The sequence below is a fragment of the Streptomyces cyaneofuscatus genome (assembly GCF_033109485.1).
Lineage (GTDB): Bacteria > Actinomycetota > Actinomycetes > Streptomycetales > Streptomycetaceae > Streptomyces > Streptomyces cyaneofuscatus.
In genome coordinates this window covers 3,696,573-3,713,812 of record NZ_CP137002.1, presented here as the reverse complement: position 1 = coordinate 3,713,812, position 17,240 = coordinate 3,696,573, and the positions used below count along the sequence as shown (strand labels likewise).

Sequence of the window (17,240 nt, the reverse complement as noted above, 5' to 3'; positions counted from 1 at the left end):
TGGGGGCCTTTTGATCAGGGGAGCTTGAGCCGGTTGCGGAGTTCGCTGACGTAGGTGGCGATGTCGCTCTGTCCGGGGAGGCCGTCGTCCCGGGTGGGCTCCCCGGGGCCGTCGGTGCCGGACCGGCAGGGGCGGCAGAGGCCGTCGGGGAGTGCCTCGGGGCGTCCTGGGGCCCCGCACTCGGCGCATTCGACCAGGACGCGAGGGGCTGGAGCGCCGGGCGGCGGCGGGTGCGCGGGGCCGGTCGTGGGCTGGTGGGGCGGCATCTTGGTCTCCAGGCGGCGGCGGACGAAGCCGATCGGCGAATCGACGGCCTGGGGGAGCCCGGCGGTGAGCGCGTGGACGAGGTACTCGGCGGTGACGCCCCGTTCGAGCCAGGCGGCGGCCAGTCCTTCGAGCGCGGCGCAGTCGGCTGCGGAGAGGCCGACGCGGTGGTCTACCTGCCCGAGCTGGGCGAGCGCGACGTAGGCGGGGGAGGGGGCCGGTGCGTGAGGTGGTTCCGGGGCGGGTGCCTGAGGCTGTGTTGGGGGCGTCGTCGTTCGTTGCTGCGGTACGGATACGGAGTCGGCTTCGGCTTCGGCGTCAGGGTGCTGGTGGCCGGGGGGCGGCGGCTCCTCCGGCACCCAGGGCGGCGGGGGAGGAGCGGCTGCGGAAGCGGCCGCAGGTGAAGCCTGCTCCGTACCGGCCGTGAACCGGGCGCGCTCCGTGGTCAGATAGGCGTTCCACCACTCGTTGTCCCGCGCGGTACGGGACCAGAACGTGCGGGAGACCCAGCGGACCTGGCCCTCCCGGCCGACCTCGCACCGCACACGCCGCAGGTGTCCGGCGACCGACAGGGCCCTCAGGGCGGAGCCGATGGCTTGCTGGCCGTAGAGCGGGAGTTGCTGGGCGAGGACCTTCACACCCATCGCCGCCTCGTCGGGGAGGCGGTCGATGAACCCGGCCACGTACCGCTCGCGCGTCGGCAGGAAGCTGAAGTCGTTCGGGGTGCGCGGATGTTGGTCCGACGCGGTGCGTTTGCCGTAGCCGGGCTTGGCCATCGGGTACGCGGGTGAGGATGCGGGCGCGGGCGGGGCTAGTGTGCTGGGTAGCCACGGGATCGACTTTCTGGGTAACGATCTTGCGGTCAGACCCCGGCGCTGGTGCGACGAACACCGCGTCGGGGTCGTTTAGTTCTCGAACCGTAAGCACTCGTGACGCTTCGCCGCAAGCGGTCACGATTAGTCATACTTGCTCGCCGTTACGGGGTAGGGAGGTGGGGAGGTTTTCCCCATCCCCCTGCATTTGCCCGCCAGTTAAAGAAAGCGCTCGAATCCCGGGGCTCGGGTCCCGACGCCCGGGTCCCGGGTCCCGGGCTTCGGGCCAGACCTCGTCCGCGTACACCCGAAAGCGTGAACTGACCGTCTCCGAGGGTCGACCCCCGGGTCTCGGGGCCCGAGGCCCAAGACTCGAGGCCCGAGACCCGAGGTCCGAGAGCCGGGTGCGCCAACCCCGTTGTGCGACGCGGCGTTTTATGGCTTCGGCCGGTGGTCTCTATGGTCCGCCCATGGAGTGGAACTTTGAGTCGGCGGAGAACCTCGCCCGCGCCCTGCGCGCCGGTGACGTGACCTCGGCGGAACTGACCGACGCGGCGATCGCCCGTATCGAGCGGGACGACCAGGCGATCAACGCGATATGTGTGCCGGACTTCGACCGGGCGCGGGATGCCGCGCGTGACGCCGACCGGGCGCGCGCCCGGGGTGAGGGCCCGGGTGCGGACCGGCCGCTGCTCGGGATTCCGGTGACGGTCAAGGAGTCGTACAACGTCGCCGGGTTGCCGACGACCTGGGGCATGCCGCTCCACCGTGACTACGTACCGGCCGAGGACGCGGTGCAGGTGTCGCGGCTCAAGGCGGCGGGCGCGGTGGTGCTGGGCAAGACCAATGTGCCGCTCGGGCTGCAGGATGTGCAGAGCTTCAACGAGATCTACGGCACCACCAACAACCCCTGGGACCACGGCCGTACGGCGGGTGGGTCCTCCGGCGGGTCGGCGGCGGCCCTGGCGTCCGGGTTCGGCGCGCTGTCCATCGGCTCCGACCTCGCGGGTTCGCTGCGCACCCCCGCCCACTTCTGCGGCATCTACGCCCACAAGCCGACGCTCGGGCTGGCGCCGAGCCGTGGAATGGTCCCGCCGGAGGCCCCGGCCCTCCCCGTCGACCTCGATCTCGCCGTGGTCGGTCCGATGGCGCGTACGGCCCGCGATCTCGCGCTTCTGCTCGATGTCATGGCCGGGCCGGACCCGCTCACGTCCGGGGTGGCGCACCGCGTGACGCTGCCGCCCGCGCGCCATGAGCGGCTGCGCGATTTCCGGGTCCTGGTCCTCGACGACCACCCGCTCCTGCCGACCGGGGCCGCCGTACGGGCGGGCGTGGGCCGGGTGGCCGATGCGCTGATCGGAGGCGGTGCGCGGGTCGACCGCCGTAGCCCGCTGCTGCCTGATCTGACCGAAGCCGGCCTGATCTACATGCAGTTGCTCGCCTCGGGTTCCTCCGCGCAGTTTCCCGACGCGCGGTACGAGCAACTGCGGGCCCGCGCCGCCGGGCTGGCGGCGGACGACCGGAGTCTCGATGCGGCCCGGCTGCGCGGGACCGTGCTCAGCCACCGTGAGTGGATCGAGGTGAACTACCGCCGCGAGGCCCACCGCCACGGCTGGCGGCGGCTGTTCAGTGAGTACGACGCCGTGGTGTGCCCCGTCACGCCCACCCCCGCCTTCCCGCACGACCACCACCCCGATCCGCTGGAGGGCCGGATCGCCATCGACGGCGTCGCGTACCCGTACTTCGACCAGCTCGTCTGGGCCGGCCTGCCCACCATGCCCGGCCTGCCCGCCACCGCCGTACCGGCGGGCCGGTCGCCGGAGGGGCTGCCGGTGGGGGTACAGATCGTCGGGCCGATGTTCGAGGACCGGACCCCGCTGCGGCTGGCCGAGCTGCTGGAGCGGGAGATCGGCGGCTTCCGGGCGCCGGAGCAGGGGGTCCCGGCCCGTACCGCTCCACCGCGTGGGACCTGAGGCTGACGGCGCCTCCGCCGGGGGGCGGCAGCCGGGGGCGAAGGTCCCGACCGGAGGCCGATGGCGGGGGCTGGGCGGGCGCGCAGGATGAATTCCGTCGAGAGCAAGCCCCCCGCCACAGAACAGGAGAGCATCATGATGTCTCTGTCCGTGCGCCGAACTCTGGCCGCTATCACCGTCCTTGGCGCAGGTCTCGCGGTGGCGAGCGCGTCCGTCGCCGCATCCGCCGACCAGGAGCAGGAGCAGAAGCCGCGGCCGGTCCGCGCGGGCGTCGTCGGAAGCGCCGAGTTCGTCCTGCCCTACCACCAGGACAAGGACGTCCGGTCCTTCACCTTCGACGCCCGGGCGGCCCCGTACAGCCGTCCGCTGCCCGGGATCCCCGGCGGCCTGCCCACCGACGCGCGGGGCAGGGTCAAGGTGTCCCACTACTCGGCCGAGCGGGACATCACGTACACGTCCGAGGGGCGCGTGGACTGCCTGGTCACCGGAGTGCGCACCGCGACCCTGACGGCGGTCATCACGGAGGTGAGCCCCGGCGGGCCTCCCAACGTCGGGAAGCGGGTCGGATTCAGCGTCTACGACGGGGGAGACGGCAAGGGCCGCTCCAAGGACCGCGTCGGCTTCTCCTGGAACGGCGTGAACCTGCTGCCGAAGGGCACCACCCCGCCCGAGGAGGCGCCGGTCGGCACCTGCATGGCTCCTGCCCCGTACGCGCCGGTGACCAAGGGCGGGTACGTGGTCACGCACGCCGAGCTGCCCTCCCCGCCGCCCTCCCCCAAGGGCTCCACCGAGCCCGCTGGATCCTCCCCGAAGTGACGCACGTCACCATGCGCGGCGTCGCCGATGTGGCGAAACTGTGTGCAAGGCCCGTGCTGTGGCCTGTGGCCCTGGCCTGTGGTCTGCGGTCTGTGTGAAGAGGGGGGCGCGCCGGATGCGACGTCGGGAAGTACCGTCCATGCCTGCGCTGGGCGCCGGTGAGCTGCGTCGATACGCGGTGAGGCGGTGCGAACACACGGTCGTCGTCACCGCGCTCTCGGTCTCGGCCGTCGTCGTCGTGCTGTTGACCGTCGGGTTCTGGGCGTTCTTCGTCCACACCTTCTCCGATCCCGGCAGCCCCGCGCTCGTGGGGATACGGATCGACGGGGACGCCGTCACCGTCAAGTCCGGGCAGTGCCCGCAGGACCGGGTGCGGCGGGTCGAGGTCTGGGACAGCGACTGCCCGCGACCCTCGATGTGACCGTCGACCACGACCCCGCGTACGGCGTATCCGAGGTGTTCGACATCGCGGAGGTACGGAGGGCTGTCGTGCCCCCGGGGTCGTACTGGACCCATGAGGGCGTCAGGACGGCCGAGCAGCTCGACGGGATCCCGGATTGCGGCAACAGCAGCAGACCGTGAGGAAAATCCTTCGCCCGGCCGCTGTTGAGCGGATAGGAAGGGGCGATGGCTGATGAATCGATCGCTCCTCTGGACCGCCTGACCGCCGAACGAGTCTGCGAGCGCCTGGTTGTTCAGTTCGTTCATGAGCTGGATCTCGGCGAACCCGGGCAGGTGGCCGAGCTGTTCACCGCCGACGGGGTCTGGGAGTGGGCCGAGGGCGACCGCAGGATCGAAGGCCGGGACGCGCTGCGCGGCTACTTCGGGGCCCGCCCCGCCGACCGGCTCTCGCGTCGCATCTGTACGAACATCCTGGTCACCCTGACCTCCGCGTCGACGGCGACAGCGACCACCTACTTCACGACGTACCGCGTCGACGGCCACTCCGGCGGGATGCTGCCGCCGAGGCCCCCGACGCAGGTGGGCCACTACGAGGACACCTTCCGCAACGTCGACGGCCGGTGGCTGCTCAGCAGGCGGGCCCTGTTCCTGGCCTTCGGCGGGCCCACAGAAAACGTGACCATGTACAGACAGTGATCCGTACGTGATCAACGCCCCGTACTGTCCCTCCGGTAGGAGATCCGGACAGGGGGCGCCCGGCAGGGCGAGAGCGTGTCCGGGTGGGGCGGGGACGTACAGGGAATCCGGGGGACGTACATGGAATACCGGCGCGCCGCGATACCGGCACTGGTCGGCGGCCTGCTGCTGACGGCGCTTCTCTGGTGGGCGGGGGCGAGCACCCAGGCGTTGCGACTACCGGGCACCGTCGACGTGCTCGGCGGGATGACCGCCGCCCAGCTCGAACACTGGCTCACCCCGTGGTCGTACGACCCTCCGCCCTCCGTCCGGATCGGCGCCGAGACGTTCGGTGTGGGCGAGGACGGGGCGGCGATCGACAACTCCCGCTATCTGTCGCTGTATACGACGGGCATGCAGATCCGGTTCGTGGCGGTCCTGCTCTTCTTCGTGCCGGGCGCGCTGCTCCTGGTCCGCCGGCTGCCGCCGGTGAACGGCCGGGTGCCCGCCACCCTGCTCGCGGTCTGGTCCTGGGGGCTGGTGGCCGGGACTCTGGCCGTCGCCGTCTCCGCGCCCTGGCTGATCGCGGCGAACGGGCGCGGCAGTTACCGCTTCCTGCCCCAGCTCGCGGGCATGGCCTCCGCCGGACGCCAGATCCTCGTGCTGGTCGCCTTCGTCGCGGCGGTGGTCGCGGTGCTCGCGGCCCGGGTCACGGCCAAGGGTGCAGGGCCGCTGCCCCGGGCGGCCGTCCCGGTGGTGGCCGCCCGGCTGGCCGCCACGGTGGGGACCGCGGTGATCGCCGTGTCCCTGGTCGTCCTCTCGTACCAGCCCGTGGCCGCCACCCTCCAGACCGCGTTCACGGGCACCGGCCTGTTCGCCGAGCCGGGCGATCTCCTGCGCCAGTGGCTGCTGCTGGGCTCCTGGGCGGGCCCGGCGGGTACACCGGTCGGGGACTGGTTCCTGTACCGCGTGGCCGACGTGCTGGTGCTCGCGGTGGTGTGGTGGTCGCTGCGGTGGCTGCCCGTCCTGCTCACCCGGACCACGGTCCCGGCGATGGCGGCGGGCGCGGTCTGCGCCACCGTACTCGGGCTGCTGGTCAGCCAGTTGACCCAGATGGCCGTGAGCGATGGCGGGATGCGCTGGGGGCTGGTGCAGCTGTCGGCCGGTATCGGCGGCGGTGTCCCTGCCGCTCTGACGTTCGGTCTGCTGGCGGGGACGGCGGCTGCCGTGACGTTGCGGGTGGCGGGGGGCCGGGCGGGAGCGGACCCGGGTGCCACGGGTCCCGGCGCCACGGGCCCGGGTGCCGGTGCCTCGGGTGCCGACGTCCCGGGGGCTCCAGGCTCGGGCGCCGACGCCCCGGGTGGTCCCGGACCGGATCTCCGGCCGGCCTCGCCGAAGGACTGACACTCCGCGACGTGTGGACCGGGGCGGGGATCAGCGCCTGCCTGGACCTGTCACTCGCCCTGATCGCCGACGACCTCGGCGAGGCCGTCGCGCTGCGCGTGGCACGGCAGTTGGTGATGTACGTGAAGCGTCCGAGCGGGCAGAGCCAGTTCAGCGTGCCGCTGGAGCAGGTCGCGACGACCCGCCGCACCGCGTCCGCCTGCGGGTTCGGCACGGTGGACACGCTGGTACGGGCGTTCCGGCGACGGCTGGACACGACGCCGACGGAGTACCGGCGGCGGTTCAGGGCGGCGGCGTACGCGGGGTGACGGAGTGCTGTGCGTAGGGATGGCTGAACTCCACCTGTCGGATACGTTCCGGAGCCGGGAGAATGCCCAGCGTAACCTTCCCGATGGTGCGAGGCCGAGGAGAGATGCGATGGGGCAGCACGGCGACGGCAAGGGTGGCTCCGGGGGTGACAAGAAGCAGTCGCCGAAGGAGTCGGACGGTCAGTGGAGCGGGCCGGTGAGCAATCCGCCGAAGAAGAAGTGACCGCGCCCGTGGCCTCACCCGCAGGCCTACTGGAGATCCTCCGCGAGAAGGGAACACCCCTCGGGCCGTGGGGAGATGCGGTGGCTTCCGTGCCGCGGGAGTTGTTCCTGCCCGACGAGATCGAGGTCGGGGACGAGCTCGTCTCGCGCTCCACCTCCCCGGCCAGGTGGCTGGAGGCGGCCTACAGCGACGTATCGGTGACCACCCAGGTCAACGACGGCCGCCCGACGGGACCGGATGAGTACCGTCTGCCGACGTCCTCCAGCTCGCAGCCGTCCGTCATGCTGGAAATGCTGGCGCTGCTCGACGTACAGGCCACCGACCGCATCCTCGAACTCGGCTCCGGCACCGGGCTCAACGCGGCCTGGCTCGCCCACCGCGTCGGTTCCGACCGCGTGATCTCCGTCGAGATCGATCCCGTACTCGCCGAGCAGGCGGCCAAGAACGCCCTGGCGGCGGGTCTTTCCCCGTTCATCGTCCAGGGCGACGGTGAACAGGGCTGGCCGGCCGGCGCCCCCTACCAGCGCGTCATCGCCACCTACGCGGTCACGGCGATCCCCTACGCCTGGGTGGAGCAGGTGGCGGCACCGCAGGGCCGGATCGTCGCGCCGTGGGGCGGGTCCTTCTTCCCCTACTCTTTCGCGGTCCTTGATGTCCGGGACGGCGGCCGTGCGGAGGGGCGGTTCACCGGCTACCCGGCGTTCATGCGGTCCCGCAACCTGCGCCCCGCCCGAGGCTTCCTCGACGGCTTTCTGCATCACCGCGAGGCCGCCGATGCCACCAGGACCAGCGTCTCGCCCCTGCGGCTCGCACAGGACCCCGATGCCCTGTTCTACGCCGGGCTCGCCCTGCCCGACGCCTGGCACCTGCCCGTCCCCGCGGACGACGGCAGCGGCGAGACGACCCTCTGGATCCTGGCGGACGACCGGGCGTCCTGGGCCTCCGCCGACTACACACCCGACGGTCGCGACTACGCCGTCGCCCAGTACGGGCCCCGCAGGCTGTGGGACGAAGCCGAGGCGGCCCACCGGACCTGGGAGGCCCTGGGGCGCCCGGCCCGCGACCGGGCCGGTCTGTCCGTCACCGCCCACGGGCAGCAGGTCTGGCTGGACACCCCGGAGCACGGCCTCTCCGCTCTCACCGATGCACCGCGACGTCGGTCGACGGGCGGCTGAACCCGCCCCTCGTCGGCCGGCGGCGTCGGCTCATCCCCCTGGGCCCGGTGTCGCCTCGTCCTGGGCGCCTACGTGTTTCGGCGCGCGGCCCGTCGGTCGGCTCTCGCGCTGCCACTTCGGGGTTTCGGGCGCTGCGCCGGCGCACACCGCCCAGATCTCGTCCAGGAACCCCGGATAGTGCTCCCCGCACGTGTTCAGCGCGTGCCACACCGCGTCCAGTGCCGCCACGAGCGGCGCGGGACCGACGGCGGCGACCACGGCGGGGAGCGCGTAGTGCGGCTGGGAGATCCGGTGGAGGGCGCGCGGTGTGCGGGGGAACGTTTCCACGACGGCGTACGGATCGTCCGGCCCGGGCGGTGGAGGCTGGTATGGGGGGTGCTCGGGCGGCACCGCTTCCAGCACCGTGGTGTCCGGGACGCGGGGATCGGAGCGGAGGGTCTCCCACGGTCCGGCCGGATCGTCGAACGGGGGCGGCAGCGGCCGGCCCGCCTCCAGCGCGGCGAGTGCGTCGGCGACCCACGGCAGGTCGGTCAGTCCGGCGGCCTCGCAGGCCCGTCGCGCGGCCAGCAGCGCCACCGTGTGCTGCACTTCGGGGTCCGCTGCGCCGAGCGTGTGCACCAGGTCGCTGTCGAAGGTGAGCAGGCCGAGCACGTTGCTCTGCCGGGCACCGCGCAGCGCCTCACTCGGCAACCGGCCGCCCCATTGCCACCGTTCGTAGTGCAGGCGCCGATCCTCCGCGGCCCGTTCCTTCGCCTGGCGGGCGAGGCGTTCGGCTTCGGCCCGCTGTTCAGGGGTGGGCGGGGCCGGCAGGCCGCGTGCGTAGTCGTGGCGGTGGGCGGCGTTCCGCGAGGTCTGGCGGATCACCTGGTCCGGGCGGGGAGGGGCGGGCCAGAACTGGAGGAGGTAGCTGTCGGCCCGCGGTTCCTTGGCCGTTCTGGTGTCGAGGTCGCGGCCCTTGTCCATGCCCCGGGCGCTGTACCGCACCCGGTAGTCCGTCTCGGGGAGCTCCAGGTCCCAGGCGGCCTCGCCTCCCCACTGCACCAGGCTCGTGTTCTCGGAGACCGGCCGGAAGGACACCTCGACGACGTCCTCCCAGTCCGGGGTCAGCGGCGGTGCCTCGTCGTGGACCTCCACGGTGAAGCCGACGCTGCCGGTGTGCAGCCCGGTGACCAGCCACAGCGCACCGGGGGCCGCCGCCCCGCACAGCCCTCCGCTCTGCCCCGCGAACGCCTCGCCGAGCCCCGGGGCCGTACCGTCGGGATCGCTCTGGACGTAGATCTGGCTGTAGTGGACGTGCACTTCACCTACGACTGGCCTGCGCACAGCACCCCCTGTACCCCTGGTCGAGGACGGCCTCGATGGCTCCGGGCGAGCCCGCCGCGTACGACCGATCATGCTGCACCCCACTGACAACCGGCCCGGCCCGGACCGCCCCGGCCCGGCGCCGTCGTCAGCGCGGGTTCACGTCCCCTCAGGGGTGAGGGCCCCGGCGATCCGCTCGGCCAGAGCACGGCGCAACTCCGGGGCGAGCGGTTCGGTGTTGAGGGATTCGTACAGCCACAGGCCGTCGGCGGCGAGGCGGGCGATGAACCGGTCGAGCGCCACCTGGTCGTCGACGTCGTCGGTGGTCAGGGACGGCGCCCACCGTTCCATGACCGCGTCCCAGGGCGCCGCGTGCCCGGGGGTGGTGGACCCTTCGAGCATGAAGAGGAGTTCGGCGCGGGTGGCGCTCCGGGTGGAGATGCGGCTGTAGGCGGTCAGCCTCTCCTCAGGGGTGGCCTGATCGGCCGGCTTGCCCGCCGCCGCGGCCATCTGGGCCTCCCACTCGTCGGCCAGGTGCTCATGGATGGCCTGTACGAGGTCGTCGCGGGAGGCGAAGTGGTAGAGCAGGCCGCCCTTGGTGAGGCCGGCCTCGGCGGCCACGGAGTCGAAGGTGACGCTCTTGACGCCTTCGCGCTCCACGACCCGCGTGGCCGCTTCGAGGATCTGGGTTCGTTTGCTCGTCCGCATGGGTGCTCCCTGGGCGGGGGTGTCAGGGCTGGGGGATGTCGGCGCTGAGGGGGTCAGGGCTCGGGGGTGTCAGTGCTGAGGGGTGGACAGGGCCGATCCGGGGCCGTGGCGGCGCAGGAGGACGCCCGTCATGATCGCACCGACGGCGATGACGGCGGTGACCACCACCATGACGGTGGAGTAGGCGCCGTCGAAGGCGGTGGACGCCGCGTCGATCAGGCCCGGGTGGTTCCCGGCCTGGGCGAGCGCGCTGTCCAGGCTGTCCCGTGCGGAGTCCGGGACCCCGGACGGCAGATCGATGGTCGCGGTGTAGACGGAGGTCAGGAGGGAGCCGAGGAGAGCGACCGCGATGAGGCTGCCGAATTCGTACGAGACCTCCTCGACGGAGGACGCCATGCCCGCGCGGCGGGCCGGAACGTTGCCCATGATCGCGCTGGAGGCCACCGACATGGCCGCGCCGAGGCCCGCCCCGGTGATGAGCAGCCCGGTGACGAGCAGCCCCATGCTGGTGTCGAAGGTCAGCAGGATCAGCGCGGAGCCGACCGTGCTCAGGGCCAGGCCGCCCGCGATGATGGGCAGCAGCCCGATCCGGTGCAGGGTGGCCCCGCCCGCCATCGCCGTCGGCAGCGCTCCCAGGGCGACGGCGGCGACCAGGAGCCCGGCGCGCAGCGGGGTGAAGCCCTCCACCAGCTGGAACCGCTGCGTCGTGATCAGCTGGATACCGGCGATGGCGAACAGGGAGAACCCGGCGGCCAGGACCCCGGCAAGGAAGGCCCGGTTCCGGAAGATCGCGAAGTCCAGCAGCGGATCGGACAGGCGCCGCTGCCTCCGGGCGAACGCCCACCCGCCGACTGCGGCCGCCAGCGCGGCCGCCGCGATGGGCAGGAGCGCCGGCTCCGGCTTCGCGGTCTCCTTGATCGCGATGACCAGCCCCACCAGGGCGACGAGCGCGAGCAGCGACGAGGGCAGGTCCCACTTCCGGCCGGGGTCCGCCACGTTGGGCGGTGCGAGGACCAGCGTGGCCACGATCGCCGCGACGACCACGGGCACGTTGATCAGGAACACCGACCCCCACCAGAAGCTCTGGAGCAGCAGCCCGCTGATGATCGGGCCCAGTGCGCTGCCGACGATCGCCAGCGTGCCCCAGATCGCGATGGCCATGTTGCGCTCACGCTCGTCCTCGAACGTGACGCGGATCAGCGCCAGCGTCGCGGGCATCATCGCCGCCGCTCCGACGGCCAGCAGCGCCCGCGCCGCGATCAGGGTCTCCGGGGTCGGCGAGAACGCGGCGGCCAGTGAGGCGGCGCCGAAGACCACCAGGCCGATCAGGAACATCCTCCGATGCCCCACCCGGTCACCCAGGGTGCCGCTGCCCAGCAGAAGCCCGGCCATCACCACCGGGTAGGCGTTGATGATCCACAGCCCCTCGGAGCTGCTCGCGCCGAGATCGTGCACGAGCGTCGGCAGCGCCGCGTACAGGATCGAGTTGTCCAGGGTGATCAGGAGCAGCCCCGCACTCACCACCGCCAGCAGCAGCCAGCGCCGCCGCGCACTCGGAGCTGTCTCCGCGGACCTCTCGTTCAGTACCGTTCTCATGCCATAACTGTACCTTCCGAAAGGTACAGTTACGAACGGGGTGTGCGGCTTCTCCGGGCTCGCTACCGCGATGAGCTGCGGTTTTATCGTCCGAAGTCGCCCTCTGCGGCGGGGGTCGCTCCTCAGGGCCCGGCGCCAGTGCGACGCACGCCGCGAGCAGCCCGAGGGCGGTGGCGGCCGCGATCGGCCCCCAGTCGCCGCCGCTCACGCGGTCACCTCGGGCCGCCCCAGCGTGAACCACACGACCGTGCGCCCGGGGTGCCGCTCGCCCCCGCTGCCCGTGCCCCATGCCAGCGCCAGGCTCTCCACGAGGGCGAGCCCGCGACCGTGCTCCTGCTCCGGCCCGGCGGTGGCGGTGCCGAGCATGCCGAACGCCTCGCGTACCGGCCCGCCGTCATCCGATACGGCGACAGTGACCCGCTTCCGGTTGACGGCCACATGGACCCCGATGCGGGGCGTGCGGGTGTGGCAGTGGGCGTTGGTGACCAGCTCGGTGACGCAGAGGCGGGCGTCGTCGACCAGCCCGGGGTGCCGGCTCAGGTGCAGCAGCGAGGTGAGGAAGTCCCGCGCGATTCTGGGTGCGGCGGCGGTGTTCGGGAGGGTGAGGCGGTAGCTCTCGCCGCCAAGGGGGTTCGGCTGTACGGGAGTTGGGGTTGCAGCGGACATGTCGGTCTCCCCATGAGGTCCGGTTCTGCGAACTGGCCGCCGCCTCGGTCCCGTGTTGACGGGCTGCATGAGAGCGCGTGTGAACATGCGCCCATACAGGCGTACTTCGGGGCTCCGAAGTGCGGCGCTGGGGGGACCATAGCGCGAAGTCTCACTTGTTCTACCTAGTTGGACCATTGAGTAACCAGATGGATTACGGTGAGGCCTCCAGCGACACTGTGGGGCGACAGAAGGAGGGGCCGATGCCACCGAGGAAGGCGCCCACGGCGCGGCAGTGCCGGGTGGGGACCGAGCTGCGCAAGATGCGGCAGAACGCGGGACTCGCCCTCGCCGAGGCGGCCGCCCTGCTCAGCACGGACCGCACCACCATCAGCAACACGGAGTCGGGCCGCTTCGGGGTGAGCGGCGAGCGGGTCCGCACCTGGGCGGCGGGCTATGCGTGTGCCGATGAGGCGTACGTGGAGGCGCTCGTCGCGATGGCCGAGGAGCGGGGGCGCGGTTGGTGGGAGGACTACCGGAACGAGCTGACCAGCGGACCGCTCGACCTGGCCGAGCTGGAGCACCATGCGGCCGGCATCCGGGCGGTGCAGCTCATCCACATGCCGGGACTGATCCAGAGCGAGGACTACGCACGGGCCGTCTTCGCGGAAGCGGTGCCCGAGCTGCCGCTGGCCCGCAGGCGCCGGCTGCTCTCGCACCGGCTGAAGCGCCGAGACGTCCTGGACCGGGAGGCCGCGCCCACCTGCACGTTCCTCATCCATGAGGCGGCGCTGCGGATGGTGTACGGCGACTCCGGCGTCGCGCGGGGCCAGTTGGCGTACCTGCTGCGGGAATCCGAGCGGGACAATGTCATCGTCAAGGTCGTCCCGTTCGCCGCAGGCGGTCTCCCGGAAACGGGAAGCTCGACGCAGTACGTCTACGGTCCGGTTCCGCAGTTGGATACCGTGCTGTCGGACACGGCGACCGGGCCCGCGTTCCTGGACGCCGAGACGCGTCTGGCGAACTACCGGGCAGCGATGGACCGGGTCGAGGGGCTGTCTCTCGACCCTCGGAAGTCGAGAGACTTCATCCGTGAGATCGCACAACAAGTGTGAAGGCGTGAGGTACGTGGAAATTCAGTGGCGCAAGTCCTCGAAGTCGTCAGGGGCCGAGGGCAACGCCTGCCTGGAGCTTGCCGAGTACGGCGGTGAGATCCTGCTGCGCGAGAGCGACAACCCCGATGTGGTCGTCCACACGACGCGGGCCAAGCTCCGGGCGTTCCTCGGAGGAGCGAAGGAAGGCGAGTTCGACGACTTCGCCTGAGTCGTCCTGATCCGTTAGTCAGTGGCCCCCGCCGGCGCAGGCGGGGGCCACTTGTCATTCGTATCACTTGTTTAGACGCGCAGAATCACTCGTTAGACGTCAAACACTTGATACGGGTGTGCTCGGCGCGCTAGCTTCCTGATGTGCCGCCCTCGTCGCGCGGCGGCCAACTCCCCTGTCGTCTGCGCCCGTTGGGGGAGCCGTGTGCCAGGGCGCCCCCTCCCCGCAGCTCGTCACGCCGGCGGCAGGGAGGGGGCGTCCCTGGTGTCCTGCCAGGAGGTCGCGCCATGCTCGAACACATCCCGGAACCCGCCAACTCACCCTCGTACGCCTACTGGTGCGAGCGGTCCACCTACGCATCGGAGGACCGCGACGAGCCCGACTGCTTCGCGCGGTACTCCGCCGCCACGCCCGAGCTGGCGATCCAGCGGATCCGGGACGAGGCGCGGGCCCTGCTCGCCGTGTTACCGGAGGCGGAGCGCCCGATGCTGGGGTGGGCCGAGGGCGCGGGCCGGGTCCGGGCTCTCGGGGCCCTGCACCAGGGGCGCACCTGCGGGTTCTCGTTGCGGCACGGGGACGGGTGGAGCGAGTGGGTCGTGCGGCCCGTCCTCACGGACTCCGGTGACCTGGCGGAGGCAACGGCGGCGTCATTCGCGGAAACCGTGCCGTGCGGTGTGTGCGCGCTCTGCACGAAGGGCCGTTGAGGCGGACCGGCTCCTCGCCCTCAGCGCTCCCGGAGGTAGGTCGTGACGTACGCGATCGCGAGAGCGAGCCCGGCAAGCCCGCTGCCGAAGATGCCGAGCGCCCTCAGGATCCCGATGGTTGTTGATCCCGTGGCGCCACTGTACGGCTGCGGCTGAGCGGCCTGGTTGGCCGGAAGGCATCCGTGCACGCCGCGTCTGTGGCTAGCCCGGGCACCGCCTTCCGCGACAGGGGGGGCCATGAGCGACGAGACCCCTTCCAGCATCAGCACGAAGAACACCCTCAAGACCGTCATCCAGGTCGAGGACGTGGAACCGCACGAGGTGGCCCCCGGAATCCTGCGCCGCAAGCTGCCCGCCACCGCCTACGCCCGGGGCTGGCTGATCGACTTCGCCGCCGGTACGGAGTGGCCGGAGGTCGATGAACACCCCACCGAGGAGCGGTATTTCGTCATCAGCGGTGAGGTGATCGACGGCGGTGAGCGGCACGGCCCGGGGTCGTACGTCGTGTTCGCGCCGGGGAGTGAGCACCGGCCGCGTACGGAGACCGGGGCCCGGATGCTCGGCATCTCGATGATGAACGCCTGAAGCGTGTGAGAGTCCGAAGCGTGTGAGAGTCCGAAGCGTGTGAGAGTCCGAAGCGGCTGAGCTTGCGGTTGCCGCTGCGGCAGCTCCTAGCGTCGTGTCCAGGGCCGGGGAAACCGGTCCTGGACACGCGTTCGTGAAGAGGAAGGGGGGCGGTCATGGACTGGCCGATCGCGGAGGTCGCCCGGATGTCGGGCGTCACCGCCCGGACCCTGCGGCACTACGACGAGATCGGCCTGCTGCCGCCCGCCCGGATCGGGACCAACGGTCACCGCCGCTACGAGGAGCGCCAGCTCCCGTTGCTGCAACAGATCTTGGTCCTGCGGGATTTGGGCGTCGGGCTTCCTGAGATCAGCCGCATCCTGGCCGAGCGGGTCGACCGCGGGGGCGGAGCCCGGCGCCGATGTCGTACTCGCCGAGGTCGACGGGCAGTACCGGGCGTTCACCGGGCGGATCCCCGTCTCCGCCGACGAGTTCCGGGCCATCGGGCGCTCCTGCGTGGACAACGAGCAGTGGCGCGGTGCGTACGAGGCCATCGCGCCGGGCCTGGCCGCGTATCAGCGGGACGCCATCGAGGCCTACGCCACCGCCCGGCTGAGCTGACCTCCGCAAGGGGGCCGGTCAGGCCGCCGTGGCCCGCCGCAGCGTCTTGCGGTGGGCCCGGTTCGTGGCCATCAGCACGTCCAGGGCGTCCCGGGTGCGGATCAGCTCCTCGATGTGGGCCGAGAGCCGTTCCCGCTCCTGCTCCATCCGTTTCATGGCGGCGTCGGACGTCGCCTCGCTCGGGGCGTCCACGCAGGGCAGCAGCTCCATGATGGTGCGGCTGGAGAGGCCGGCCGCGTACAGCCGCTGGACGAAGCCGACCCGGTCGATGTCGGCTTCCCGGAAGTGGCGCTGCCCGCTGGGGCTGCGCGTACTGGTGAGCAGGCCCTGCTCCTCGTAGTAGCGCAGGGACCGGACGCTGACGCCGGCCGCCTTCGCGAGTTCCCCGATGCGCATGCTGTCCGTCCTTCTCGTCCTGGTCCTCGTCCTGGTCCTCTTCGGGCTTGCCTCTGACATTGATGTCAGGTTTTAGCGTAGCCGCAGTGTCCGGTTCGCGGGCGCCACAGAACGAGGAGGACGTTCGGCATGACCCTGATCGACACCCACTCCGACACCCACCCCGAGACCCACTCCGACACCCTTTTCACCGGCTACCGGCTCGGTGACCTCACCCTCCCCAACCGGGTCGTGATGGCCCCCATGACCCGCGTCCGGGCCGCCGCCGGCGGGCTCGCGACCCCCTCGATGGCGACGTACTACGCCCAGCGGGCCACCGCCGGGCTCATCGTGAGCGAAGGCGTGCAGCCGAGTCTGATCGGGCAGTCGAACCCGGGTACGCCGGGGCTGCACACCGATGAGCAGGTCGCCTCATGGCGGCCGGTCACCGCTGCCGTCCACGCGAACGGGGGGCGGATCTTCGCGCAGATCATGCACGGCGGGCGGGTCTCACATCCCGACACGAACGGTCTCGTGCCGGTCGGGCCATCGGCCGTACCTGCGGTCGGTGAGGTCTTCACGCCGAGCGGGCCCCAGCCGGCGCCGATGCCCCGTGCCCTGGAGACCGCCGAGGTGCCCGAGCATGCCCGGTCGTACGCGGCGGCCGCCCGCCGGGCCGTCGACGCCGGGTTCGACGGGGTGGAACTGCATGGCGCCAACGGCTACTTGATCTCCCAGTTCCTCTCCTCCAACGCCAACCTGCGGACCGACCGTTACGGCGGGTCGGTCGCCAACCGCGTACGGTTCGCGGTCGAGGCGGTGGAGGCCACCATCGACGCCGTGGGCGCGGCGCGGACCGGCATCCGGCTGTCGCCGGGCGGGACGTTCTGGGGCGTCGAGGAGAAGGACGTACCCGAGCTGTACGCCGTACTGCTGGGGGAGCTGGCGCGGCTGGAACCGGCGTACGTGCACCTGGAGGCGACGGTCGAGGACGAGATCCTGGTGGCCCTGCGCCGCGCGTGGACCGGCTCCCTGATCATGAACCCGGTGCTGCCGATGGGGACGCGGCGGGCCGAGCGCCCGGACGCCGACCGCTGGCTCGGCCTGGGGGCGGACCTCATCAGCTTCGGCCGGGCCTTCATCGCCAATCCGGACCTGGTGGAGCGGCTGCGGGCCGGACTGCCGCTCGCAGCGGAGGACGCGGAGACGTACTTCCAGGGGGGTGACGCGGGGTACGTCACGTATCCGGCGTACCAGCACGCGGGCTGAGGCGTCCGCCGGGTCGGCGGGAGGGCCCCGCGCGGGCCCCTCCGGCTCACCGCGTCACGGGGCCCTCGGCTCACCGCGTCA

General features: G+C 71.8%; 19 protein-coding genes and 2 pseudogenes. 14 read left to right on the top strand and 7 right to left on the bottom strand.

The annotated features are described in order from the left end of the window. Positions 1 to 14: 14 nt before the first annotated feature. Entirely contained in the window at positions 15 to 1,040 is a 1,026-nt protein-coding gene (locus R2B67_RS16355; RefSeq protein WP_317819036.1) for a MarR family transcriptional regulator, read from the bottom strand. A 506-nt stretch (positions 1,041 to 1,546) separates the two neighbouring features. Between R2B67_RS16355 and R2B67_RS16350 the strand changes: the two genes are divergently transcribed. From R2B67_RS16350 to R2B67_RS16315, 8 genes and pseudogenes are all read left to right on the top strand, one after another. Beyond that, positions 1,547 to 3,049 carry an amidase gene (locus tag R2B67_RS16350; protein WP_317819032.1) on the top strand — a complete coding sequence of 501 codons (1,503 nt, stop codon included), beginning with the start codon at positions 1,547 to 1,549 and terminating at the stop codon, positions 3,047 to 3,049. Between the two features lie 135 nt (positions 3,050 to 3,184). Next, positions 3,185 to 3,865 carry a hypothetical protein gene (locus R2B67_RS16345; RefSeq protein ID WP_317819030.1) on the top strand — a complete coding sequence of 227 codons (681 nt, stop codon included), beginning with the start codon at positions 3,185 to 3,187 and terminating at the stop codon, positions 3,863 to 3,865. Positions 3,866 to 4,004: 139 nt separating this feature from the next. Beyond that, positions 4,005 to 4,286, top strand: a complete 282-nt coding sequence (locus R2B67_RS16340; protein ID WP_317819025.1) for a hypothetical protein — start codon at positions 4,005 to 4,007, stop codon at positions 4,284 to 4,286. Further along, positions 4,283 to 4,447: a hypothetical protein gene (locus R2B67_RS16335; protein ID WP_317819023.1), complete on the top strand. Its 165-nt coding sequence runs from the start codon at positions 4,283 to 4,285 to the stop codon at positions 4,445 to 4,447. Before R2B67_RS16340 ends, R2B67_RS16335 begins: the two co-directional genes overlap by 4 nt. Before the next feature lie 45 nt (positions 4,448 to 4,492). Continuing rightward, on the top strand, positions 4,493 to 4,963 hold the full coding sequence (locus R2B67_RS16330) for a nuclear transport factor 2 family protein (protein WP_317819021.1): 471 nt from the start codon (positions 4,493 to 4,495) through the stop codon (positions 4,961 to 4,963). 120 nt (positions 4,964 to 5,083) lie between these two features. Continuing rightward, positions 5,084 to 6,346 carry a hypothetical protein gene (locus tag R2B67_RS16325; protein WP_317819019.1) on the top strand — a complete coding sequence of 421 codons (1,263 nt, stop codon included), beginning with the start codon at positions 5,084 to 5,086 and terminating at the stop codon, positions 6,344 to 6,346. Between the two features lie 5 nt (positions 6,347 to 6,351). Continuing rightward, positions 6,352 to 6,654: pseudogene (locus tag R2B67_RS16320) on the top strand (AraC family transcriptional regulator); the annotation flags it as partial. Positions 6,655 to 6,957: 303 nt separating this feature from the next. Beyond that, positions 6,958 to 8,052 carry a methyltransferase domain-containing protein gene (locus tag R2B67_RS16315; protein ID WP_317819017.1) on the top strand — a complete coding sequence of 365 codons (1,095 nt, stop codon included), beginning with the start codon at positions 6,958 to 6,960 and terminating at the stop codon, positions 8,050 to 8,052. 30 nt (positions 8,053 to 8,082) lie between these two features. Here R2B67_RS16315 and R2B67_RS16310 read toward each other — a convergent pair whose 3' ends face one another. The 4 genes from R2B67_RS16310 to R2B67_RS16295 all read right to left on the bottom strand — a co-directional run bounded on the left by R2B67_RS16310 (position 8,083) and on the right by R2B67_RS16295 (position 12,324). Beyond that, positions 8,083 to 9,375, bottom strand: a complete 1,293-nt coding sequence (locus tag R2B67_RS16310) for a hypothetical protein (RefSeq protein WP_317819015.1) — start codon at positions 9,373 to 9,375, stop codon at positions 8,083 to 8,085. A 138-nt stretch (positions 9,376 to 9,513) separates the two neighbouring features. Then, positions 9,514 to 10,062: a TetR/AcrR family transcriptional regulator gene (locus R2B67_RS16305; RefSeq protein WP_317819013.1), complete on the bottom strand. Its 549-nt coding sequence runs from the start codon at positions 10,060 to 10,062 to the stop codon at positions 9,514 to 9,516. A 69-nt stretch (positions 10,063 to 10,131) separates the two neighbouring features. Then, positions 10,132 to 11,658, bottom strand: coding sequence for an MFS transporter (locus R2B67_RS16300; protein WP_317819008.1), 1,527 nt, complete (start codon positions 11,656 to 11,658; stop codon positions 10,132 to 10,134). Positions 11,659 to 11,862: 204 nt separating this feature from the next. Further along, on the bottom strand, positions 11,863 to 12,324 hold the full coding sequence (locus R2B67_RS16295; RefSeq protein WP_317819004.1) for an ATP-binding protein: 462 nt from the start codon (positions 12,322 to 12,324) through the stop codon (positions 11,863 to 11,865). Between the two features lie 242 nt (positions 12,325 to 12,566). On the opposite strand from R2B67_RS16295, the gene R2B67_RS16290 reads away from it, so the two are divergent. The 3 genes from R2B67_RS16290 (at position 12,567) to R2B67_RS16280 (ending at position 14,330) form a co-directional block, all read left to right on the top strand. Beyond that, positions 12,567 to 13,418: a DUF5753 domain-containing protein gene (locus R2B67_RS16290; RefSeq protein WP_109978806.1), complete on the top strand. Its 852-nt coding sequence runs from the start codon at positions 12,567 to 12,569 to the stop codon at positions 13,416 to 13,418. Positions 13,419 to 13,431: 13 nt separating this feature from the next. Continuing rightward, the gene (locus R2B67_RS16285; RefSeq protein ID WP_018511138.1) at positions 13,432 to 13,626 is read left to right on the top strand and encodes a DUF397 domain-containing protein; all 195 of its coding nucleotides are present in this window, start codon (positions 13,432 to 13,434) and stop codon (positions 13,624 to 13,626) included. A gap of 287 nt (positions 13,627 to 13,913) precedes the next feature. Continuing rightward, positions 13,914 to 14,330 carry a hypothetical protein gene (locus R2B67_RS16280; RefSeq protein ID WP_317819001.1) on the top strand — a complete coding sequence of 139 codons (417 nt, stop codon included), beginning with the start codon at positions 13,914 to 13,916 and terminating at the stop codon, positions 14,328 to 14,330. 20 nt (positions 14,331 to 14,350) lie between these two features. On the opposite strand, the gene R2B67_RS16275 is transcribed toward R2B67_RS16280, so the two are convergent. Next, positions 14,351 to 14,518, bottom strand: a complete 168-nt coding sequence (locus tag R2B67_RS16275; protein WP_317819000.1) for a hypothetical protein — start codon at positions 14,516 to 14,518, stop codon at positions 14,351 to 14,353. Between the two features lie 49 nt (positions 14,519 to 14,567). On the opposite strand from R2B67_RS16275, the gene R2B67_RS16270 reads away from it, so the two are divergent. Then, entirely contained in the window at positions 14,568 to 14,915 is a 348-nt protein-coding gene (locus tag R2B67_RS16270; RefSeq protein WP_317818999.1) for a cupin domain-containing protein, read from the top strand. Between the two features lie 155 nt (positions 14,916 to 15,070). Continuing rightward, a pseudogene (locus R2B67_RS16265) lies at positions 15,071 to 15,515 on the top strand (MerR family transcriptional regulator). Between the two features lie 18 nt (positions 15,516 to 15,533). Here the strand turns inward: R2B67_RS16265 and R2B67_RS16260 are convergent. Further along, entirely contained in the window at positions 15,534 to 15,911 is a 378-nt protein-coding gene (locus tag R2B67_RS16260) for a MerR family transcriptional regulator (protein WP_317818997.1), read from the bottom strand. A gap of 129 nt (positions 15,912 to 16,040) precedes the next feature. Between R2B67_RS16260 and R2B67_RS16255 the strand changes: the two genes are divergently transcribed. Beyond that, a complete protein-coding gene (locus tag R2B67_RS16255) occupies positions 16,041 to 17,159 on the top strand; it encodes an alkene reductase (protein WP_317818994.1) in 1,119 nt (372 codons plus the stop codon). Positions 17,160 to 17,240: the final 81 nt, after the last annotated feature.